Source organism: Streptomyces sp. NPDC005728 (assembly GCF_040630895.1).
Lineage (GTDB): Bacteria > Actinomycetota > Actinomycetes > Streptomycetales > Streptomycetaceae > Streptomyces.
Genome location: NZ_JBEXYL010000010.1, coordinates 120,594 through 140,770, shown reverse-complemented (window position 1 = coordinate 140,770; position 20,177 = coordinate 120,594). Strand labels below are relative to the sequence as shown.

Below are 20,177 nucleotides of genomic sequence, written 5' to 3'. Positions count from 1 at the left end.
AACAGGGCTCACGGCCGTCCGCCTGTCCCGTGGGTCACAGCGGCTACAGTCGGCCCATGACCAAGTGGGAATACGCAACCGTGCCGCTGCTCGTCCATGCCACGAAGCAGATTCTGGACACCTGGGGCGAGGACGGCTGGGAGCTCGTCCAGGTCGTGCCCGGGCCCAACAACCCCGAACAGCTCGTGGCCTACCTGAAGCGGGAGAAGCAGGCGTGAGCGCGGTCGAGGCCAAGCTGGCCGAACTGGGCCTGACCCTGCCGGAGGTCGTACCGCCGCTGGCCGCGTACCAGCCGGCCGTGCAGTCCGGTGTGTACGTGTACACCGCCGGCCAGCTGCCGATGGTCGGGGGCAAGCTGCCGGTCACCGGCAAGGTGGGCGCCGAGGTCACGGCGGAGGAGGCCAAGGACCTGGCCCGCACCTGCGCCCTGAACGCGCTGGCCGCGGTGAAGTCCGTGACCGGTGACCTCGACCGCATCGCGCGCGTGGTGAAGGTCGTCGGCTTCGTCGCCTCGGCCTCCGACTTCACCGGGCAGCCCGGTGTCGTCAACGGCGCCAGCGAGCTGCTCGGCGAGGTCCTCGGAGACAAGGGCGTGCACGCCCGCAGCGCGGTCGGCGTCGCGGTGCTCCCGCTGGACGCGCCGGTGGAGGTCGAGATCCAGGTCGAGCTGGTGCCGTAACCCGGCTCGTACGCCTGCCGCAGCCCCTCTGACCTCGGGCACCTCTCGAACATTCGCCCTATACGGGATAGCCTCCGGCCATGGCGAATGGGCAGTGGTACCCCCAGGAGTGGCCGGACCGCATCCGTGCACTCGCGGACGGCACCCTCACACCGGTGTCCCCCAGGCGCGCGGCCACGGTGCTGCTCCTGAAGGACACCGCGGCCGGCCCGGTCGTCCACATGCTGCGCAGACGCGCCTCCATGGCCTTCGCCGGAGGCGCGTACGCATATCCGGGCGGCGGCGTCGACCCGCGCGACGACGACCGGCAGGTCCGCTGGGCGGGCCCCCCGCGCGCGTGGTGGGCCGAGCGGCTCGGCGTCGACGAGGCCGGCGCCCAGGCGATCGTCTGCGCCGCCGTCCGGGAGACGTACGAGGAGGCCGGCGTCCTGCTGGCCGGGCCCGACCCCGACTCGGTCGTCGGCGACACGACCGGCGACGACTGGGAGGCGGACCGTGCGGCCCTGGTCGCGCGCGAGGTGTCCTTCGCCGAGTTCCTGGACCGCCGCGGCCTGGTGCTGCGCTCCGACCTGCTGGGCGCCTGGACCCGCTGGATCACCCCGGAGTTCGAGTCCCGCCGCTACGACACCTGGTTCTTCGTCGCTGTCCTCCCCGAGGGCCAGCGCACCCGCAACGCCTCCACGGAGGCCGACCGCACGGTGTGGATCCGCCCCGAGGAGGCCGCCGCCGGGTACGACAAGGGCGAGCTGCTCATGATGCCGCCCACCATCGCCACCCTGCGCCAGCTGCTTCCCTACGCCACCGCCGCCGAGGCGCTCACCGCCGCGCCCGCGCGGGACATGACGCCCGTGCTGGCGCGCGCCCGCCTGGAGGGCGGTGAGATCGTCCTGACCTGGCCGGGACACGACGAGTTCACCAAGCACGTCCCGACCGCTCCGAGCACCGGTGGAGGCCCCGCATGACCGATGCAGCAGCCCTGCCCGGCCAGCCCCGGGGCGGCGTTCTGTCGGGTCCCGCCACCGAGCGGGCCGTCAACGTGCTGGCGCCCAACGCCTCCGCGATGACCCTGGACGGCACCAACACCTGGATCGTCGCCGAGCCCGACTCCGACCTGGCCGTGGTGATCGACCCGGGGCCCCTGGACGATCTCCACCTGCGCAATGTCCTCGACACGGCCGAGCGGGCCGGTAAACGGGTCGCCCTCACGCTGCTCACTCACGGCCACCCCGACCACGCCGAGGGCGCCGCCCGCTTCGCCGGGCTGGCCGGCACGCGCGTGCGTGCCCTCGACCCGGCGCTGCGGCTCGGCGACGAGGGCCTCGCCGCCGGGGACGTGATTGCCGTCGGCGGCCTGGAGCTGAGGGTCGTACCGACCCCCGGGCACACCGCGGACTCCCTGTGCTTCCATCTCCCGGCCGATCGGGCCGTGCTGACCGGCGACACCATCCTGGGGCGCGGTACGACCGTCGTCGCGCACCCCGACGGCCGCCTGGGGGACTATCTGGACTCCCTGCGCCGGCTGCGGTCGCTGACTGTGGACGACGGCGTGCACACGGTCCTGCCGGGCCACGGGCCGGTCCTGGAGGACGCCCAGGGCGCGGTCGAGTTCTACCTCGCCCACCGCGCCCATCGCCTCGCCCAGGTCGAGACGGCCGTCGAGGACGGTTACCGGTCCCCCGCCGAGGTCGTCGCCCATGTGTACTCCGACGTGGACCGCTCTCTGTGGCCGGCCGCCGAGCTGTCCGTACGGGCCCAGATGGACTACCTCAGCGAGCACGGGCTCATCCAGCCCGAGTCCGGGCCCGTCTAGGCGCACGGGGCTTGTAAGACTGCACGGGGAGTCTTCAGACCGCGCAGGGCGCCTGCCGCCCGGGCGGCGACTTTCAGTCCGGGCGGGGCGCTTTGACGCCGTGCACGCGCGCGTACTCCTCGGCGAGCCAGGGGCCGAGGTCGTCCACGTACGACCGCAGGACGTGCGGGTCGCCGACGGGCTGGGAGCCGTACTCCGCCGCCCTGAGCAGCTGCGCGGCCCGCTGCGGGTAGTACGCGCCGAACACCTCGGCCATCTCCCGCAGATCGCTGGTCCAGCCCTGCCAGCGGGGCATGACGAGGGTGAAGCCGGTGCGCACCAGGTGCCGGGACATGAAGCGCGTCAGGGGCCGCAGAGCCTCCTCCGTGTCCCCGGCGGCGGCGATGCGCTCCCGCCAGCGGGGGAGGAGGAGTGCGAGGTCGCCGTTGGTCTCGCGGGCGAGCAGCGAGTCGGGGCGGTAGCGGGGCAGGTACTCGGCGAGGTCGTCCCCGAGCAGCGGGGTGCACAGGCAGGCCACGAACCAGCCCAGGTCGTACGTCTCCAGGTCGCTCAGCAGCCGCGCCCGGCCGTACAGCAGCGCGCCCACGCCGTCGATCTGCGGGAACTCCTTGTCGAGCGCATCGCCGAGGGCACGGACGGCCTCCCGGTCGGCGTCGGCCGGCTCCTCGCGCAGGGCGACCAGCAGGTCCAGGTCGCTGTGCCCCACGCGCGCGGTGCCGCGCGGAATCGACCCGTAGAGGTACGCGCTGTGCAGACGCGCCCCGAAGACGCCCACCAGTCCGTCGCGTGCGGCGGCCACGACCGGCCGGAACGCGTGCGGCACGCGCCCGAGGGACCCTTCACGCTCGATGTAGCCCTGGGCGTCGAGACCTTTGGGAGGAAGGGTTCCGGCCATGGGGTTACTGTGCCCGGTCGGGAGGTCTGGGACAGGTGATTTACGGCGGGATCACGGTGAACTTTTCGGCCCGGGCAGGCAGAAGTCCGCAGCCCACCGGGCCTCAGTGCGAGCCACGGAGCCTCAGTGTGAGCCGCGGGGCTTCAGCGCGAGCGCTTCGCCAGCCTCTCGACGTCCAGCAGGATCACGGCCCGCGCCTCCAGGCGGAGCCATCCCCGCTGGGCGAAGTCCGCCAGCGCCTTGTTCACGGTCTCGCGCGAGGCGCCGACCAGCTGGGCCAGCTCCTCCTGGGTGAGGTCGTGGACGACGTGGATGCCCTCTTCGGACTGCACGCCGAAGCGGCGCGAGAGGTCCAGCAGGGCGCGCGCCACACGGCCGGGTACGTCGGAGAAGACCAGGTCGGACATGGCGTCGTTGGTCTTGCGCAGCCGGCGGGCGACCGCGCGCAGCAGTGCGGTGGCCACCTCGGGGCGGGCGTTCAGCCAGGGCTGGAGGTCGCCATGGCCCAGGCCCAGCAGCTTGACCTCGGTCAACGCGGTGGCGGTCGCCGTACGCGGGCCCGGGTCGAACAGTGACAGCTCGCCGATCAGCTCGCCGGGGCCGACCACCGCCAGCATGTTCTCGCGGCCGTCGGGTGAGGTGCGGTGGAGCTTGACCTTGCCCTCGGTGACGACGTAGAGCCGGTCGCCCGGGTCGCCCTCGTGGAACAGGGAGTCGCCACGCGCGAGGGTCACCTCACTCATGGAGGCGCGCAGTTCCGCGGACTGCTCGTCGTCGAGAGCCGCGAAGAGCGGGTTGCGCCGCAGAACGTCGTCCACGAGTTCTCTCCTTGTCGACCTGCTCAGGGGATCTTGCTCCCCCTTGGTACCAGGGGACCGTGCTCCCCATATTGCCGGACGGTCCAAACAGTGTGATCTGTCACAAGGATGCCGCACAGGTGTCCCGAGGTAAGCGGCGGGGGTCCAATCGGGGGCTGATCTTCCGGGCCCGGAGCGGATGTCGGTGCCGGGCTCTAGGCTGGCCGGGTGTCCAAATCGCCGGTGAGAGCAGAGGCCAAGGGGGCTGGGCGGGTGGTCGTACGTCGTGATTCTGCTGTGGGCGAACAAGGCCCTGGCGGTAGTCGGAGAACCGGCAAAACGGATAAAAAGGGCGCGACTGTCGAGAAGAACGCGGCGACCGCGAAGGCGGCTGCGGAGACTGGAAAGACGGCCGCGGCGGCCAGGAGAACCGTGCCCGCCAAGAAGGCGTCGTCCGCCAAGAAGACCGTGCCTGCCAAGAAGACCGCCGTGAAGCCTCCGGCGAACGAGTCCCGTACGGCCCTGGTCCGCCGCGCCCGCCGGATCAACCGCGAACTCGCCGAGGTCTACCCGTACGCCCACCCCGAGCTGGACTTCGAGAACTCCTTCCAGCTGCTGGTCGCCACGGTGCTGTCCGCCCAGACCACCGACCTGCGCGTCAACCAGACGACCCCGGCGCTCTTCTCGAAGTACCCCACCCCCGAGGACCTGGCCGCCGCCAACCCGGAGGAGGTCGAGGAGATCCTCCGCCCCTGCGGCTTCTTCCGGGCCAAGACGCGGTCGGTCATAGGGCTCTCCAAGGGCCTCGTCGAGTCCTTCGGCGGCGAGGTGCCCGGCAGGCTGGAGGACCTGGTCAAGCTGCCCGGCGTCGGCCGCAAGACCGCCTTCGTCGTCCTCGGCAACGCCTTCGGGCGGCCCGGGATCACCGTGGACACGCACTTCCAGCGGCTGGTGCGGCGCTGGCAGTGGACCGAGGAGACCGACCCCGACAAGATCGAGGCGGCCGTCGGCACGCTGTTCCCCAAGAGCGAGTGGACCGACCTGTCCCACCACGTGATCTGGCACGGCCGCCGCATCTGCCACGCCCGCAAGCCCGCCTGCGGCGCCTGCCCCATCGCCCCGCTCTGCCCGGCCTACGGCGAGGGCGAGACCGACCCGGAGAAGGCGACGAAGCTCCTGAAGTACGAGAAGGGCGGCTTCCCGGGCCAGCGCCTGAAGCCCCCGCAGGCCTACCTCGACGCCGGTGGCAAGGCGGCGCCGCCGCTGGGGGCCGGATGACGGAACGATCTCGGGGCCCTCGGGCGTTGGACACGGCAGGACGGGGGTGGGCATGACGTACACGCGTGACACGCACAAGGACCCGGTGGCGCTGCGCAAGGAGGGCCTGCCGGGCTGGCTGGACCCGGTCGTGAGGGCCGTGGAGACGATCGAGCCGCTCCAGCTCAGCCGCTTCCTGCCGCCGGAGAACGGCTCGGGGCGGCAGTCGGCCGTGCTGATCCTTTTCGGCGACGGCGAGTGCGGCCCGGAGCTGCTGCTCATGGAGCGGGCCGGCTCCCTGCGCTCCCACGCCGGCCAGCCGTCCTTCCCCGGCGGTGCCCTCGACGCGGAGGACGGCGACCCGAAGACCGACGGCCCGCTCAGAGCCGCCCTGCGCGAGGCCGAGGAGGAGACCGGCCTCGACCCCGCCGGCGTCCAGCTCTTCGGTGTCCTGCCCGCCCTCTACATCCCGGTCAGCGGCTTCGTGGTCACGCCCGTGCTCGGCTGGTGGCGCAAGCCCAGCCCGGTCGGCGTGGTGGACCCGAACGAGACCGCCCGCGTCTTCACCGTCCCCGTGGCGGATCTCACGGACCCCGCCAACCGCGCGACCACCGTCCACCCCAGCGGCCACCGAGGTCCGGCATTTCTGGTCGAATCGGCCCTGGTCTGGGGTTTCACAGCCGGAGTGATCGACCGCTTGCTGCACTTCGCGGGCTGGGAGCGCCCCTGGGACAGGGGGAAGCAGGTCCCGCTCGACTGGCGGTCATGACAGGGTGTCGCCTGTGCTGTGTTCTTCGGGGATGCTGTGCCCCATTGCCACCGCGCGGCGGGCCGAACCCCGGGCCGACCTGGTGGGACCGGAGTGAATAGGCGAGGCCTGAAGCGGTGAACGTGCTGGACATCCTGTTGCTGGTCGCGGCCGTGTGGTTTGCGGTCGTCGGATACCGCCAGGGCTTCGTCGTCGGCATCCTGTCGGTGATCGGGTTCCTCGGCGGCGGTCTGGTCGCCGTGTACACACTGCCCGTCATCTGGGACGCCGTGACCGACAACGCGGAGGTCGGCACCACGGCCGCCGTCGTCGCCGTGGTCATCGTCATCGTCTGCGCCTCCGTCGGCCAGGCCCTGACCACCCATCTGGGCAACAAGCTGCGCCGCTACATCACCTGGTCCCCGGCCCGCGCCCTGGACGCCACCGGCGGCGCCCTGGTCAACGTCGTCGCGATGCTGCTCGTCGCCTGGCTGATCGGCTCCGCGCTCGCCCAGACCACGCTGCCGACGCTGGGCAAGGAGGTGCGCAGCTCCAAGGTGCTGCTGGGCGTGTCGGAGGCGCTGCCCGCCGAAGCCGACACCTGGTTCAAGGACTTCACCTCGGTCCTCGCGCAGAACGGCTTCCCGCAGGTCTTCAGCCCCTTCTCCAACGAGCCCATCAAGGACGTCGAGCCGCCCGACCCGGCCCTGGCGAACAGCACGGTCGCCACCCGCGCCCAGCGGTCCATCGTCAAGGTCACCGGCACCGCCCAGAGCTGCGGCAAGGTCCTGGAGGGCACCGGCTTCGTCTTCGCCGACCGCCGCGTCATGACCAACGCGCACGTGGTCGGCGGGGTCGACGCGCCGAGCGTGCAGATCGGCGGGGAGGGCCGCAAGTACGGCGCGAAGGTCGTCCTGTACGACTGGAAGCGCGACATCGCCGTCCTCGACGTACCGGATCTGAAGGCGACCGCCCTGCGGTTCACCACCAAGGACGCGGCCGGCGGTGACGGCGCGATCGTCGCGGGCTTCCCGGAGAACGGCTCGTACGACGTCCGTGCCGCGCGCGTGCGCGGGCGCATCACGGCCAACGGCCCGGACATCTACCACCGCGGCACGGTCAGCCGCGACGTCTACTCCCTGTTCGCGACCGTCCGTCAGGGCAACTCCGGCGGCCCGCTGCTCACGCCCGACGGCAGGGTGTACGGCGTGGTGTTCGCCAAGTCCCTCGACGACGCCGACACCGGCTACGCGCTCACGGCCGACGAGATCCAGCAGGACATCACCCAGGGGCGTACGGCGAACGAGCAGGTGGGCACCGACAGCTGCGCCCTGTAAGAGGGTCGGGGAGGCGTCCCGCGGGGCTCAGCCGCGATGACGCAGGCGCACGGAGACCCAGCGGGCCCGGCGGCGCAGGATGCGCGGAATCCCCACCCTCAGGTCCGCTTCTTCCGCGAGTTGCGGAGTGCCGCGCTGCGAGGAGCCAGGCCCGGCGGCGGAGCGGCGGTTGCGGGGTGCGTCACTGTAGTCGTGCGTCCAGCCCATACCCCGACGTCTGCCCCTGCCCCAAGGTCGATAACCGCTTCCGCGCCCCCCAATTGGCCTATGCGGCAGGCATGTGGCCGTTCGAGGGACAAGTGTTCAGGAACCGGATACTGCACGCACCGAACCGGTCACCGATCCGGCTCGGGATCCTTCAGCCAGTTGACGAGTTCGGTCGAGAACGCCGCAGGGTCCTCCTCGTGCGGAAAGTGCCCGAGACCGTCGAACAGGCGCCAGCGGTACGGGGCTTCGACGTACTCGCCCGAACCGGCCGCGCTGCGCGTGCGGGTCACCGGATCCAGTGAGCCGTGCAGATGCAGCGTCGGCACCCGAACCGGCCGCTTCATCCTGCGGTTGAACTGGATGCCGTCCGGGCGGGCCAGTGAGCGCACCAGCCAGCGGTACGGCTCGATCGCACAGTGCGCGGTGGACGGGATGCACATGGCCCGCTGGTACGTCTCCACGTCCGCGTCCTCGGGCAGCCGCGGCCCGGACCACTCCCGGATCAGCCGGCCCACCAGCGCGCCGTCGTCGGCGATCAGCTGACGCTCGGGGATCCACGGCCGCTGGAAGCCCCAGATGTAGGAACTGGCGGCCGTCTGCCGGGCGTCCCGGAGCATCGCGGAGCGCCAGCGCCGCGGGTGTGGCATCGAGACGACCGCGAGCCGCCGTACGAGCTTGGGCCGCATCGCCGCCGCCGTCCACGCCAGATAGCCGCCCAGGTCGTGGCCGACCAGCGCGGCGTCCGGCTCGCCGAGCGAGCGGATCACGCCGGTGACGTCCAGCGCCAGGTTGGCGGGGTCGTACCCGCGCGGGGTGCGGTCGCTGCCGCCGACGCCCCGCAGGTCCATGGCCACCGCCCGGTATCCCGCGTCGGCGAGCGCCACCAGTTGGTGCCGCCACGTCCACCAGAACTGTGGGAAGCCGTGCAACAGCAGCACCAGAGGGCCGTCGCCGAGTTCGGCGATGTGGAAGCGCGCGCCGTTGGCGGCGACGTCCCGGTGCGTCACCTTTTCCCCGTGGGGAAGGTCGATTCTTACGGCCGATGCCGCGGCGGGCTCCGTCATGACGACGAGCGTGCCCCGGCCTCGATGGCCTCCGGCACCCGGTCCTGCGGCAGCTCCGGGCGCGGGTGCGGCTTGGCGTTCTGCAGGACGCTCGCCGTCTCCTTCACCGACGCGGCGACCTTCTGCGGGCCCTGGCTCTTCTTCGCCTTCTTCGCGAACACCACGCCGATGAGCGCGAGCAGACCGGCGACGAGCACGTTCGCCGCGAAGGACAGCACGAAGCAGATGGCGAGGTTCCAGCCGCTCCAGGTCCGAATGCCGTACGCCAGGGCGAAGTTGAGCATCGGCAGGGAGAACAGCAGCATCGCGCCGGCCGCCGTGAACGCGCCGCCGCTGGTCGCGCCGCGCTTGACGTCCCGCTTGAGCTGGGCCTTGGCCAGCGCGATCTCGTCGTGCACCAGCGCCGACATTTCGGTCGTCGCCGAGGCGAACAGCTGGCCGATGCTGCGTTCGGCGCCGACCGGGCTGCCGTCGGGTGCGCTCATCGCGTACTCCCTCTGAAGTCTTTCGTACCGTCGTGAAGGCCGTCTTGACTTGTACCGTCTCGTCAGATCATGCCGGACGACCGCCCTCCTCGCCTGCCCCGCCCGGCACTTCCTGAAGCCCGTGGCGCGCCGCGGCGGCCTTCTCGGCGGCGATCCGCCGGTGCTCGGCGGCCTTGCGCTCGAAGATGTCCGCCATCCGCAGGTGGTAAGCCGGGTCGTCCTGCTCGTAGACGTCCGGGATGCCGTCCTGGTCGTCGTCGCGCTCCTCGTCCGCACAGAGTCTGCGGTACCGGGCGTTGCGTATCTTCAGCAGCACCGTGGCGCACACGGCCGCGATCAGCGATCCGGCGAGGACGGAGGCCTTCACCTCGTCGGTCAGCGCCGCGTCGCCCTCGAAGGCCAGCTCGCCGATGAGCAGCGAGACGGTGAAGCCGATCCCGGCGAGGGAGGCCACCGCGAAGACGTCGGCCCAGGCGAGGTCGTCGCTGAGCGAGGCGCGGGTGAAGCGCGCGGTCAGCCAGGTGCCGCCGAAGATGCCGAGCGTCTTGCCGACGACCAGGCCGAGCACCACCCCGAGCGTCTCCGGCTTGGTGAACACATCCCCGAGCGCCCCGCCGGAGACCGACACCCCGGCGCTGAACAGCGCGAACAGCGGCACGGCGAGCCCGGCCGACAGCGGCCGCACCAGGTGCTCGATGTGCTCGCCCGGCGAGTGCTCCTCACCCCCACGGGTGGTGCAGCGCAGCATCAGGCCCATTGCCACGCCCGCGATGGTGGCGTGCACGCCGCTGTTGTACATCAGCGCCCAGACGACGACCGCCAGCGGCACGTACACGTACCAGCCGCGTACGCCCTTGCGCAGCAGCAGCCAGAAGACCACCAGGCCGGCGACGGCCCCGCCGAGCGCGGCGAAGTTGATCCGGTCGGTGAAGAAGACCGCGATGATCAGGATCGCGAAGAGGTCGTCGACCACGGCGAGGGTGAGCAGGAAGGCGCGCAGGGCGCTGGGCAGCGAGGTGCCGATGACGGCCAGGACCGCGAGCGCGAAGGCGATGTCGGTGGCGGTGGGCACCGCCCAGCCCTGTACGGAGCCGTGCCCGGTGAGGGCGGTGAGGGTGTAGACCAGCGCTGGTACGGCCATGCCGCACAGCGCGGCCACCACGGGCAGGGCCGCCGCCCTGGGGTCGCGCAGGTCCCCGGCGACCAGCTCGCGCTTGAGCTCGATGCCGGCGACGAAGAAGAAGACGGCGAGGAGACCGTCGGCGGCCCAGTGAGCCACGGACAGGTTCAGACCGAGGGCGGCGGGGCCGAAGTGGAAGTGGCCGACGGACTCATAGCTGTCGCGCAGGGCGGGGATGTTCGCCCAGGCCAGTGCCGTGACCGTCGCGACAAGGAGCAGGACACCGCCGACGGTCTCGGTGCGCAGCGCGTCCGCGACGATGGTCCGCTCGGGCAGGGACAGGCGTCCGAGGACCTTGCGGGTGGTGTTCGTCGTGCGGGGCGCGGCCACGGCGGGGACCTCCGGGTCGGTGGGCAGGGCGGAACTCTTGCCGACCAGACTTCCCGGCACACCTTGAGGATCTCTTCGCGTTGGTTTTGCTTAGTTTACCTAAGATTGCCGCGAGATGCATCCGGTGGGGTTCACGTTACGTACAAAAGGGGCGCCCGGCGTGTGCACGCCGGGCGCCCCTCGGGGCCTGTGGCCCGTTTCCCGCTCGCCTAGTCCTCGCTCGGCGCCGCCGGGAGTTTGGCCTGGATGAAGTCCATCACCGTGGAGTCGGTCAGCGTGGTGACGTCACCGAGCTGGCGGTTCTCGGCGACGTCCCGCAGGAGCCGGCGCATGATCTTGCCGGAGCGGGTCTTCGGTAGCTCCGCCACCGGCAGGACCCGCTTCGGCTTGGCGATCGGGCCGAGTGTGGCGCCCACGTGGTCGCGCAGCTCGCCGATGAGCTTGTCGTCCTCCGACGCCGTACCGCGCAGGATCACGAAGGCGACGATGGCCTGGCCGGTGGTCTCATCGGCCGCACCGACGACGGCGGCCTCGGCGACCGCCGGGTGCGAGACGAGCGCCGACTCCACCTCCGTGGTGGAGATGTTGTGCCCGGACACCAGCATCACGTCGTCCACCCGGCCCAGCAGCCAGATGTCCCCGTCGTCGTCCTTCTTCGCGCCGTCACCGGCGAAGTACTTGCCCTCGAACCGCGACCAGTAGGTGTCGAGGAACCGCTGGTCGTCGCCCCAGATGGTGCGCAGCATCGACGGCCACGGCTCGGTGAGCACCAGGTAACCACCGCCGCCGTTGGGCACCTCGTTCGCCTCGTCGTCGACGACGGTCGCGGAGATGCCGGGCAGCGCGCGCTGCGCCGAACCGGGCTTGGCCTCGGTCACACCGGGCAGCGGCGAAATCATCATCGCGCCGGTCTCCGTCTGCCACCAGGTGTCGACGACCGGCGTGCTGTCGGCGCCGATGTGCTTGCGGTACCAGATCCACGCCTCGGGGTTGATCGGCTCGCCCACGGAACCGAGGACCCGCAGGGACGACAGGTCGAACTGCGCGGGGATGTCGTCGCCCCACTTCATGAACGTACGGATCGCCGTCGGCGCCGTGTAGAGGATCGTGACCCGGTACTTCTCCACGATCTCCCAGAACCGGCCCTGGTGCGGGGTGTCCGGGGTGCCCTCGTACATGACCTGGGTGGCGCCGTTGGCCAGCGGCCCGTACACGATGTACGAGTGCCCGGTGACCCAGCCGACGTCCGCCGTGCACCAGTAGACGTCCGTCTCCGGCTTGAGGTCGAACACCGCCCAGTGCGTGTACGCCGCCTGCGTGAGGTAGCCGCCGGAGGTGTGCAGGATGCCCTTCGGCTTCCCCGTCGTACCGGAGGTGTAGAGGATGAACAGCGGATGCTCCGCCTCGAACGCCTCCGGGGTGTGCTCGGCGGACTGGCGCTCCACCAGCTCGTGCCACCAGACGTCCCGCTCGCCGTTCCAGGCCACCTCCTGGCCGGTACGGCGGACGACGAGCACATGCTCCACGTTGTCCACGCGATCGATCGCGTCGTCCACGGCCGGCTTCAGCGCGGACGGCTTGCCGCGCCGGTAGCCGCCGTCGGCGGTGATGACGACCTTGGCATCCGCGTCCAGAATGCGAGTGGCGAGGGCGTCCGCCGAGAAGCCGCCGAAGACCACGGAGTGCGCGGCACCGATACGGGCACAGGCCAGCATCGCGATCGCCGTCTCCGGGATCATCGGCATGTAGATCGCGACGCGGTCGCCCTTCTGGACGCCCAGCTCCAGCAGGGCGTTGGCGGCCTTGGAGACCTCGTCCTTCAGCTCCGCGTAGGTGATCGCGCGGCTGTCGCCGGGCTCGCCCTCGAAGTGGATGGCGACCCGGTCCCCGCGCCCGGCCTCGACATGCCGGTCCACGCAGTTGTAGGCGACGTTCAGCTCGCCGTCCTTGAACCACTTCGCGAACGGCGGGTTGGACCAGTCCAGCGTCTCCGAGGGTTCCTTGGCCCAGGTCAGCCGACGGGCCTGCTCGGCCCAGAAGCCGAGCCTGTCAGCCTTGGCCTGTTCGTACGCCTCTGCCGTGACGTTGGCGTGCGCGGCCAGGTCAGCGGGCGGCGCGAAGCGTCGCTCCTCCTTCAGGAGGTTGGCCAGGCTTTCATTGCTCACGACATCTGCCTTTCCCAAGGTGTCCGTTGTGTCCCAGGCCACAGCTCATCAGACACCGGGGGCCGATGACAAGGGCCGACGGCAAAATTGGTTTAGACCTATTCCCGTGTTCGCCGTTCACGCCGGACTGTGCTCTTCCGCGGCTGCTCTACCGTCCTCTCTCACGTCCTCGAACACCTCCCGGTTCCTGGTCCCGCCGAGTAGATAGACCTGCGCCTCGCCCACGTGGAAGTACATCCCGTGCAGCTCCAGCGCACCGGCCGCCAGCGCCCGCGCGACCGAGTCGTGCGCGCGCAGGTGCTCCAGTTGCTGGACCACGTTGGTCAGGCACAGCTGCTCCACCGCGTCGGCGGGCGCCCGGCCGGCCAGCCGGGGCCAGGCGCCACGATCCCCTGCCATCAGTGCCACGCTCGGCAGCCCGTGCCTGAGCCACCGCTTCAGCGGGGTCACCGCGCCCCCGGGCTCGGCGGTCAGCAGGGCCTGCATCGCCCCGCACCCGGAGTGCCCGCACACCGTGACGGACCGCACCCCGAGCACCTCCACCGCGTACTCGATGGCGGCCGCCACCGAGTCGTCGCCGTGCTCCTCGCCCGGCGGCGGCACCAGGTTGCCGACGTTGCGGACGACGAACAGGTCGCCGGGACCACTGGCGGTGATCATCGACGTGACGAGCCGGGAATCGGCACAGGTGAGGAAGAGCTGCGAGGGCCGCTGCCCCTCCCGCGCGAGCCGCGCCAGCTCCGCCCGCACCAGTGGGGCGGTGTTGCGCTGGAACGAGCTGACACCACGGGCCAGTTCATGGTCTGCCGGGGCGGCGGGGGCCGAGGGAGGCCCGGCGAAGCAGTCCCGGTGGTTGCGCCAGGGCGTCCAGGGCCGGCACCGGCACACGGCGGACGGAGCCGGGTCGGCGGTCCGGACTCCGGTGCGCCGGCCCGCCAGCTCGGCGGAGCCGCCCCGCGCGGTGTGGGCGCTCTGCCAGTCCTGCAGTGACTCGTACGCCGCGTGGTCCATGAACGACCCGTCCAACTCCACGACGGCGTGGGCGCCTTGGGGTACGAGATGCAGGGCCCTGCTGAGCCGGGGCACCGCGAGAAACGTCAGCTGTCCGCGTACCTGTACGTGATGGACTCCTCCCTCCTCTTCGTGCGTGATACGGGTGTGGGTGAGGCGGTGCAGGGCGAGGGCGACCGCCACGGCGACCCCGAGGGCCACACCCCCCAGGACGCCGAGGAACACCACGCCGAGTGTGGTGGCGGCGTACACCAGCACTTCACGGTGGCGGGTCACCGTGCGGATGTGGTGCAGGGACACCATCTGGATGCCGACGGCCATCACCAGGGCGGCGAGCGAGGCGAGCGGGATCTGCTCCAGGCGCGGGACCATCAGCAGCGCGGCGACTGCTACGAAAACGCCGTGCAGCATCGTGGAGTTCCGGCTCACGGCACCGGAATTCACATTTGCCGAACTCCGCACGGCCACCCCTGCGACCGGCAGCCCACCGAGCGCTCCGGACACGATGTTGGCGGCGCCCTGGCCGAGCAGCTCGCGGTCTAGGTCCGAGCGTCCGAGGTGGGCCTGGGGCCCGGGCCGGCCGGCGACCAGCTTGTCCACGGCGACCGCGCCCAGCAGCGACTGCACACTGCACACCAGCGTGGTGGTGAGCACGGCGGCGGCGATGCCGAGTGCCGGTCCCTCGGGCAGCCCGGCCAGGGCGTGGCTGCTCCAGGACGGCAGGTCGACCCGGGGCAGGGTCAGCCCGATCAGTGCGGCGGTGGTGGTCGCCCCGGCGACGGCGACCAGGGCGGCCGGGACCTTGCGCAGCATGCGGCCCGTCCGGCCGGGGATGCGCGGCCAGGCGAACAGCAGGGTCAGGGTCAGCGCGCTCATCGACACTGCGGCCGGATGCAGGTCGGCCAACTGGGCGGGCAGGGCCCGCAGGTTGGCGAGGACGGAACTGTCCGGGCTGCCACCGAGGACGATGTGCAGCTGGGCGACGGCGATGGTGACGCCGATGCCGGCGAGCATGCCGTGCACCACGGCCGGGCTGACCGCGAGAGCGCCGCGGGCCACGCGCAGGCAGCCCAGGCCGAGTTGGGTGAGTCCGGCGAGGACGGTGATGCCGCAGGTGGCCTGCCAGCCGTAGTGATGGATCAAGTCGGCGGTGACCACCGTGAGTCCGGCGGCGGGACCGCTGACCTGCAACGGGCAGCCGCCGAGCCGTCCGGCGACGAGTCCGCCGACGGCGGCGGCGACCAGGCCGGCCTGGAGCGGGGCGCCGGTGGCGAGCGCGATGCCGAGGGACAGGGGCAGGGCGATCAGGAACACCGCGATGGATGCGGACAGATCCGCGCCCGCGAAGCGGAAGCGGCGGCTCTGGGTTGGTGGGGGGCTGTGCGGCGGGTGGGGGTGCTGGGTTCGAGAGGGTGCGCAGGCTGACATGGTCCCGTCTCCTCCGGGTGGCGCGGTCGCGGCGGGTGGTTCCCCGCGGGGGCAGGGACTCGGTCGCGGCCATGGGGTCACGGCGTGCAGTGGCGGGATGAAATCAACGCTTAGTAAATGAACCGTAATGCAGCGTAAAGATCATGCATAGCTTTTCGGGGCAAATGGCGCATTAGGTCACCCCGGTGAGTGAAGCAGGCATTTCATCGGCTTGTCGTATTAATTCCTTCTCGGCCCCATGCGACCTTGGCGGCGCTGTCGGCAGATAACCGGCAGACCACCAGAAAACGCCTTCACCGGCGTGTGCCTGAGAGAAGGAAGAAGGTGGGCGGAAATATGGCCGCCACCCCAAGGATCGCCGTCGGTGCCATGGTCGCCACGGCCTGTGCCGCGTCACTCACCGGTTGCGCGACCGGCTCCAACGGCTCGAAGCAAGGGACGTCCGGCCCGCAGCAGGGAGCACCGGCGCCCAACAGCGTGCTCCGTCTGATCGGCGACGGATCCACCGCGTTCACCGGTGCGCAGCCGCACCTGCCCAGCCCCGAGCGGCTCAAGCCCGGTGAAAAGCCCCCGCAGTTCGTGGTGTTCTCCTGGGACGGCGCGGGTGAGGACAGCCAGAAGCTGTTCTCCCACTTCCGCAAGGTCTCCAAGGAGAACCACGCGACGATGACGTACTTCCTCAGCGGCGTGTACATGCTGCCGGAGGAGAAACGCGACCTCTACCGGCCGCCGCAACACTCGCCCGGCAGCTCGGAGATCGGCTTCAACGACGAGCAGGGCATCGCAGACACCCTCAAGCAGGTGCGGCTGGCCTGGCTGGAGGGCAACGAGATCGGCACCCACTTCAACGGCCACTTCTGCGGCCCGGACGGTGGGGTCGGCGAATGGTCGGTCAAGGAGTGGAAGAGCGAGATCGCCCAGGCCAAGCGGTTCGTGGAGAGCTGGAAGAGCAACACCGGCATGAAGAACGCGGCCCCGCTGCCCTTCGACTACGACAAGGAGCTGATCGGCGCCCGAACCCCTTGCCTGGAAGGGCAGAAGAACTTCATGAAGGCGGCCCGACAGCTGGGCTTCCGCTACGACTCGAGCGGAGTCAACGACCAGGTCTGGCCCAAGAAGAGGGAAGGTCTGTGGGACGTCTCGATGCAGCTGGTCCCCTTCCCCGGGCACAGCTACGAGCAGTTGACCATGGACTACAACTTCATGGTCAACCAGTCCGGCACACAGACCCAGGGCGACCCCGACAAGTACGACTACTGGGGCGACCAGATGCGTGACGGCCTGCTCAAGGGCTTCTACCGGGCCTACGACGGCAACCGCGCGCCCCTGATCATCGGCAACCACTTCGAGTCCTGGAACGGCGGCACGTACATGCGCGCCATCGACGAGGTGGTGAAGGAGGTGTGCAACAAGCCCGAGGTGCGCTGTGTCTCCTTCCACCAGCTCGTCGACTGGCTGGACGCCCAGGATCCGCAGACGCTGGCGAAACTGCGCACCCTGGAGGTGGGCGAGGCGCCCCGGCAGGGCTGGGCGTCCTTCCTCTCCGGCCGCCCGGCCCCGGCACCGAAGGGAGTCCCCGGGGCGCCGGCCGTCAAGCAGTAGAGTCAGACGGGAGTTGCCACGCCCTCGCCGAGCACGAACCCGGGGTCGACCTGCGCCGCCAGGTCGGCCCCGGTGCGCTCGTTGCCCCACGCCTCGGCGTTCTTCAGGTGGAAGTGCACCATCTGGCGCGTGTAGCGTTCCCAGTCGCGCAGCTCGTACGTGGCGTCGGCGGCCGCCCGAAGGGTGCGCAGGGCACGGGCGTTGGCCTCCTCCAGGAGGTCGAACCGGGGCGGGCGGCCCTTCTCCATGGCGCGCACCCAGTCCGAGTGCCCGACCGTCACGAGCAGGTCGTCCCCGACCTCTGCGCGGAGGAAGTCGACGTCGTCCTGCGCCTGGACCTTGTTGCCGACGACCTTCAGGGCGACGCCGAAGTCGCGGGCGTACTCCTTGTACTGGCGGTAGACGGAGACCCCCTTCCGGGTCGGTTCGGCGACGAGGAACGTCATGTCGAAGCGGGTGAACATGCCGGAGGCGAAGGAGTCCGAACCCGCCGTCATGTCGACCACGACGTACTCGTCGGGGCCGTCGACGAGGTGGTTCAGGAGCAGCTCCACCGCTCCCGTCTTGGAGTGGTAGCAGGCGACCCCCAGGTCGGCGTCCGTGAAGGGGCCGGTGACCATCAAACGGGCGGCGCCGCCGTCGAGTTCCACCGGACGCGCGCAGGCGTCGTACACCGGGTTGGGCTCCCGTACCCGGACCAGCCGCGAGCCCTCGCCGGGCGGGGTCGTCTTGATCATCGTCGCGGCGGAGGCGATGCGCGGGTTGGAGCCGCGGAGGTGGTCCTTGATCAGCGAGAGCCGTTCGCCCAGTGCGGGCAGTGCGGCCGCCTCCGCCTCGTCGAGGCCGAGCGCGGGGCCGAGGTGCTGGTTGATGTCCGCGTCGATGGCGACGACCGGGGCGCCGGCGGCCACGAGGTGGCGAATGAAGAGGGAGGAGAGCGTGGTCTTGCCGCTGCCGCCCTTCCCGACGAAAGCAATTTTCATGTTCACCAAGGGTAGTCAGGCGATAGCTGTATGTGTCAGTCGGAGTGAAGAAGACCACTCCTTCGTGGGGTCGGGCGGTCAAAAGGGGCGCGAAGCTCGTTGGGGGGCGGCGATCGGGTGAAGGGCGGGCGCGTAGTGTCGTACTCATGAGTACGACAGGCGCGACCGCCGATCCGCTTGCGGCCCTGGGCTCGCTGCCCGGCGTGGCCGAGTCCGTGGAGTCCGTGCGCAAGGCCGTGGACCGCGTCTACGGGCACCGGGTCATGCGGCGCCGCAGCAACGAGATCACGTCCGAGGCCGCGCTGCGCGGCGCCCGCGGCTCGGCGGCGCTGTCCGGCGCCGACTGGGCCCTGGAGGAAGTACGGCGGCGCACGGACTTCAGTGTCGACCCCGAGGCGCGCGTCATGGGTGCGGCGCTGCGGCTGACGGCCGAGGCGGGTCAGCTGCTGTCCATCTGGCGGCAGGCGCCCCTCCGGGTGCTGGCCCGGCTGCATCTGGTGGCCGCCGCGGACCAGAGTGAGGAGGTCGGCCGACCGCGCCAGGCGGGCGAGGCGGTCGACGAGCCGCTGATCGAGCTGTCGCTGCCGGACGCCCAGGAGGTGTCCGGCCGGCTGGAGGGTCTGGCGGACCTGATCATCACGGGGACCTCCGCGCCCGCACTGGTGACGGCCTCCGTGGTGCACGGTGAGCTGCTCGCGCTGCGGCCGTTCACCTCGCACAACGGCCTGGTCGCGCGCGCGGCCGAGCGGATCGTCCTGATCGGCAGCGGTCTCGACCCGAAGGCGGTCTGCCCGGCCGAGGTGGGCCACGCCGAACTGGGCCGCGCCGCCTACCTCGCCGCGCTGGACGGATACCTCTCCGGCACCCCCGAGGGCATGGCGGCCTGGATCGCCCACTGCGGCCGGGCCGTGGAGCTGGGCGTACGCGAGTCCACCGCGGTGTGCGAGGCGCTGCAGCGTGGGGCGGCCTGAGAGAACTCCCCGGACACGGGTTGCGGCGGTACGAGTTCTCGTACCGCCGCTGGCATGTTCACCCGGTTACCAAGCGTCCTCGATGTGTTGCCCATCAGGTCGGGTGCTTTGCCCGTCACCTGGTGCGGCTGGCCCGTATTCGACGGGTCGACGTCGCGTGGGTGCCCGATTTGCATGCAAGGTCCGTGGGCCAACTGCGTAGTGGTAGGGAATCCTCTCGGATGTCCTCTGGTCTCGCGGGCCGTTGATTCCTTTGTACTGCAAGCAGCGAGCAAGCGGAACCCTTACCTGCACTTCTTTACTTTCAGGATCAAACGGGGGTGAATCGGTCAGGAGGCGGGGGTGCGGCGCCGGCTGGCGTACCAGACGAGGCCGGCCGTGGCGGCCGCCGCTCCGATGGCCGCCGCCGCGACGAGGGCCGGGCGGGGCGGTACGGAGAGCGTGGGCAGTCTCTGCTTGAGCCGTACCGGACGGCGAAACGCCAGGATCGGCCACCCGCGCGCGAGTGCCTCGCGGCGCAGTGCGCGGTCCGGGTTCACGGCGTGCGGGTGCCCGACCGTCTGGAGCATGGGCAGGTCGGTCGCCGAGTCGCTGTAGGCGTAGCAGCGGTCGAGGTCGTACCCCTCGGACGCGGCCAGCTCCCGGATCGCCTCGGCCTTGGTCGGGCCGTAGGCGTAGTACTCCACCTCCCCGGTGAAGCAGCCGTCCTCACCGACGATCATGCGCGTGGCCACGACGCGGTCGGCGCCGAGCAGCTCGCCGATCGGCTCGACCACCTCCGCTCCCGAGGTGGACACGATCACGACGTCGCGGCCGGCCGCGTGGTGTCCCTCGATCAGGGAGGCGGCCTCGTCGTAGATGATCGGGTCGATCAGGTCGTGCAGGGTCTCGGCGACGATCTCCTTCACCTGCTGGACGTTCCAGCCGCGGCACAGCGCGGACAGGTACTCGCGCATGCGCTCCATCTGATCGTGGTCCAGGCCGCCGACCAGGAAGACGAACTGGGCATATGCGGTACGCAGTGCGGCCCTTCGGTTGATCAGACCACCCTGGTAGAACGACTTGCTGAAGGTGAGCGTGCTCGACTTCGCAATGACCGTCTTGTCCAGGTCAAAGAAGGCTGCTGCGCGGGGCAAGGAGTGGTTTTCCACGCCCCTGAGCATAGGCGCCCACCATTCGGCGTAAGGTGGGGCGCGTGGGTTTGCCTGAGAGGGCTCTCGGGTACACC

Annotated in this window: 19 protein-coding genes; 9 read left to right on the top strand and 10 right to left on the bottom strand. The window is 70.7% G+C overall.

Annotation, left to right across the window (positions count from 1 at the left end):
- Positions 1 to 56 precede the first annotated feature (56 nt).
- The 4 genes from ABZ471_RS10470 to ABZ471_RS10455 all read left to right on the top strand — a co-directional run bounded on the left by ABZ471_RS10470 (position 57) and on the right by ABZ471_RS10455 (position 2,489).
- Positions 57 to 218 carry a DUF4177 domain-containing protein gene (locus ABZ471_RS10470; protein ID WP_003975360.1) on the top strand — a complete coding sequence of 54 codons (162 nt, stop codon included), beginning with the start codon at positions 57 to 59 and terminating at the stop codon, positions 216 to 218.
- Positions 215 to 679, top strand: a complete 465-nt coding sequence (locus ABZ471_RS10465; protein ID WP_359064569.1) for a RidA family protein — start codon at positions 215 to 217, stop codon at positions 677 to 679. Before ABZ471_RS10470 ends, ABZ471_RS10465 begins: the two co-directional genes overlap by 4 nt.
- Positions 680 to 759: 80 nt before the next feature.
- Positions 760 to 1,641 carry an NUDIX hydrolase gene (locus ABZ471_RS10460; RefSeq protein WP_359064567.1) on the top strand — a complete coding sequence of 294 codons (882 nt, stop codon included), beginning with the start codon at positions 760 to 762 and terminating at the stop codon, positions 1,639 to 1,641.
- Positions 1,638 to 2,489 (top strand): MBL fold metallo-hydrolase, encoded by an 852-nt coding sequence (locus tag ABZ471_RS10455; protein ID WP_359064565.1) that lies wholly within the window; start codon positions 1,638 to 1,640, stop codon positions 2,487 to 2,489. Before ABZ471_RS10460 ends, ABZ471_RS10455 begins: the two co-directional genes overlap by 4 nt.
- A gap of 73 nt (positions 2,490 to 2,562) precedes the next feature.
- Here the strand turns inward: ABZ471_RS10455 and ABZ471_RS10450 are convergent, their stop codons facing one another.
- Entirely contained in the window at positions 2,563 to 3,384 is an 822-nt protein-coding gene (locus tag ABZ471_RS10450; protein WP_359064563.1) for a nucleotidyltransferase domain-containing protein, read from the bottom strand.
- 143 nt (positions 3,385 to 3,527) lie between these two features.
- Complete coding sequence (locus ABZ471_RS10445; RefSeq protein ID WP_018547939.1) at positions 3,528 to 4,202, bottom strand: Crp/Fnr family transcriptional regulator; 675 nt, start codon at positions 4,200 to 4,202, stop codon at positions 3,528 to 3,530.
- A gap of 276 nt (positions 4,203 to 4,478) precedes the next feature.
- Between ABZ471_RS10445 and nth the strand changes: the two genes are divergently transcribed.
- The 3 genes from nth to ABZ471_RS10430 all read left to right on the top strand — a co-directional run bounded on the left by nth (position 4,479) and on the right by ABZ471_RS10430 (position 7,523).
- Positions 4,479 to 5,459: an endonuclease III gene (nth, locus tag ABZ471_RS10440; RefSeq protein WP_359064560.1), complete on the top strand. Its 981-nt coding sequence runs from the start codon at positions 4,479 to 4,481 to the stop codon at positions 5,457 to 5,459.
- Positions 5,460 to 5,511: 52 nt separating this feature from the next.
- The gene (locus ABZ471_RS10435; protein WP_359064558.1) at positions 5,512 to 6,207 is read left to right on the top strand and encodes a CoA pyrophosphatase; all 696 of its coding nucleotides are present in this window, start codon (positions 5,512 to 5,514) and stop codon (positions 6,205 to 6,207) included.
- Positions 6,208 to 6,323: 116 nt separating this feature from the next.
- Complete coding sequence (locus tag ABZ471_RS10430; protein ID WP_359064556.1) at positions 6,324 to 7,523, top strand: MarP family serine protease; 1,200 nt, start codon at positions 6,324 to 6,326, stop codon at positions 7,521 to 7,523.
- Positions 7,524 to 7,550: 27 nt separating this feature from the next.
- Here ABZ471_RS10430 and ABZ471_RS10425 read toward each other — a convergent pair whose 3' ends face one another.
- The 6 genes from ABZ471_RS10425 to ABZ471_RS10400 all read right to left on the bottom strand — a co-directional run bounded on the left by ABZ471_RS10425 (position 7,551) and on the right by ABZ471_RS10400 (position 15,393).
- On the bottom strand, positions 7,551 to 7,730 hold the full coding sequence (locus ABZ471_RS10425) for a hypothetical protein (RefSeq protein WP_359064554.1): 180 nt from the start codon (positions 7,728 to 7,730) through the stop codon (positions 7,551 to 7,553).
- Positions 7,731 to 7,858: 128 nt separating this feature from the next.
- Positions 7,859 to 8,794, bottom strand: coding sequence for an alpha/beta hydrolase (locus ABZ471_RS10420; RefSeq protein ID WP_359064552.1), 936 nt, complete (start codon positions 8,792 to 8,794; stop codon positions 7,859 to 7,861).
- Complete coding sequence (locus ABZ471_RS10415; RefSeq protein WP_359064550.1) at positions 8,791 to 9,279, bottom strand: phage holin family protein; 489 nt, start codon at positions 9,277 to 9,279, stop codon at positions 8,791 to 8,793. Before ABZ471_RS10415 ends, ABZ471_RS10420 begins: the two co-directional genes overlap by 4 nt.
- Positions 9,280 to 9,346: 67 nt before the next feature.
- Positions 9,347 to 10,789, bottom strand: a complete 1,443-nt coding sequence (gene nhaA / locus ABZ471_RS10410) for a Na+/H+ antiporter NhaA (protein ID WP_359064599.1) — start codon at positions 10,787 to 10,789, stop codon at positions 9,347 to 9,349.
- Positions 10,790 to 10,998: 209 nt separating this feature from the next.
- Positions 10,999 to 12,954, bottom strand: a complete 1,956-nt coding sequence (gene acs, locus ABZ471_RS10405) for an acetate--CoA ligase (RefSeq protein WP_359064548.1) — start codon at positions 12,952 to 12,954, stop codon at positions 10,999 to 11,001.
- Between the two features lie 117 nt (positions 12,955 to 13,071).
- Positions 13,072 to 15,393, bottom strand: coding sequence for a SulP family inorganic anion transporter (locus ABZ471_RS10400; RefSeq protein WP_359064546.1), 2,322 nt, complete (start codon positions 15,391 to 15,393; stop codon positions 13,072 to 13,074).
- 336 nt (positions 15,394 to 15,729) lie between these two features.
- On the opposite strand from ABZ471_RS10400, the gene ABZ471_RS10395 reads away from it, so the two are divergent.
- Positions 15,730 to 16,995: a hypothetical protein gene (locus ABZ471_RS10395; protein ID WP_359064544.1), complete on the top strand. Its 1,266-nt coding sequence runs from the start codon at positions 15,730 to 15,732 to the stop codon at positions 16,993 to 16,995.
- A gap of 2 nt (positions 16,996 to 16,997) precedes the next feature.
- Here the strand turns inward: ABZ471_RS10395 and ABZ471_RS10390 are convergent, their stop codons facing one another.
- Entirely contained in the window at positions 16,998 to 17,978 is a 981-nt protein-coding gene (locus ABZ471_RS10390; protein ID WP_359064542.1) for an ATP-binding protein, read from the bottom strand.
- A gap of 146 nt (positions 17,979 to 18,124) precedes the next feature.
- Here ABZ471_RS10390 and ABZ471_RS10385 point away from each other — a divergent pair, with 146 nt between their 5' ends.
- Positions 18,125 to 18,949: an oxidoreductase gene (locus ABZ471_RS10385; RefSeq protein WP_359064540.1), complete on the top strand. Its 825-nt coding sequence runs from the start codon at positions 18,125 to 18,127 to the stop codon at positions 18,947 to 18,949.
- A 329-nt stretch (positions 18,950 to 19,278) separates the two neighbouring features.
- Here the strand turns inward: ABZ471_RS10385 and ABZ471_RS10380 are convergent, their stop codons facing one another.
- Entirely contained in the window at positions 19,279 to 20,112 is an 834-nt protein-coding gene (locus ABZ471_RS10380) for an HAD-IB family hydrolase (protein WP_359064538.1), read from the bottom strand.
- Positions 20,113 to 20,177 lie beyond the last annotated feature (65 nt).

Excerpts from the sequence above, each read along its gene's own strand:
- ABZ471_RS10380 (WP_359064538.1), bottom strand. The coding sequence starts at position 20,112 with ATGCTCAGGGGCGTGGAAAACCACTCCTTGCCCCGCGCAGCAGCCTTC.
- ABZ471_RS10415 (WP_359064550.1), bottom strand. The coding sequence starts at position 9,279 with ATGAGCGCACCCGACGGCAGCCCGGTCGGCGCCGAACGCAGCATCGGC.
- ABZ471_RS10435 (WP_359064558.1), top strand. The coding sequence starts at position 5,512 with ATGACGTACACGCGTGACACGCACAAGGACCCGGTGGCGCTGCGCAAG.
- ABZ471_RS10420 (WP_359064552.1), bottom strand. The coding sequence starts at position 8,794 with ATGACGGAGCCCGCCGCGGCATCGGCCGTAAGAATCGACCTTCCCCAC.
- ABZ471_RS10390 (WP_359064542.1), bottom strand. The coding sequence starts at position 17,978 with ATGAAAATTGCTTTCGTCGGGAAGGGCGGCAGCGGCAAGACCACGCTC.
- ABZ471_RS10395 (WP_359064544.1), top strand. The coding sequence starts at position 15,730 with ATGGCCGCCACCCCAAGGATCGCCGTCGGTGCCATGGTCGCCACGGCC.
- ABZ471_RS10460 (WP_359064567.1), top strand. The coding sequence starts at position 760 with ATGGCGAATGGGCAGTGGTACCCCCAGGAGTGGCCGGACCGCATCCGT.
- ABZ471_RS10450 (WP_359064563.1), bottom strand. The coding sequence starts at position 3,384 with ATGGCCGGAACCCTTCCTCCCAAAGGTCTCGACGCCCAGGGCTACATC.
- ABZ471_RS10425 (WP_359064554.1), bottom strand. The coding sequence starts at position 7,730 with ATGGGCTGGACGCACGACTACAGTGACGCACCCCGCAACCGCCGCTCC.
- ABZ471_RS10470 (WP_003975360.1), top strand. The coding sequence starts at position 57 with ATGACCAAGTGGGAATACGCAACCGTGCCGCTGCTCGTCCATGCCACG.
- ABZ471_RS10400 (WP_359064546.1), bottom strand. The coding sequence starts at position 15,393 with ATGTCAGCCTGCGCACCCTCTCGAACCCAGCACCCCCACCCGCCGCAC.
- ABZ471_RS10455 (WP_359064565.1), top strand. The coding sequence starts at position 1,638 with ATGACCGATGCAGCAGCCCTGCCCGGCCAGCCCCGGGGCGGCGTTCTG.
- ABZ471_RS10385 (WP_359064540.1), top strand. The coding sequence starts at position 18,125 with ATGAGTACGACAGGCGCGACCGCCGATCCGCTTGCGGCCCTGGGCTCG.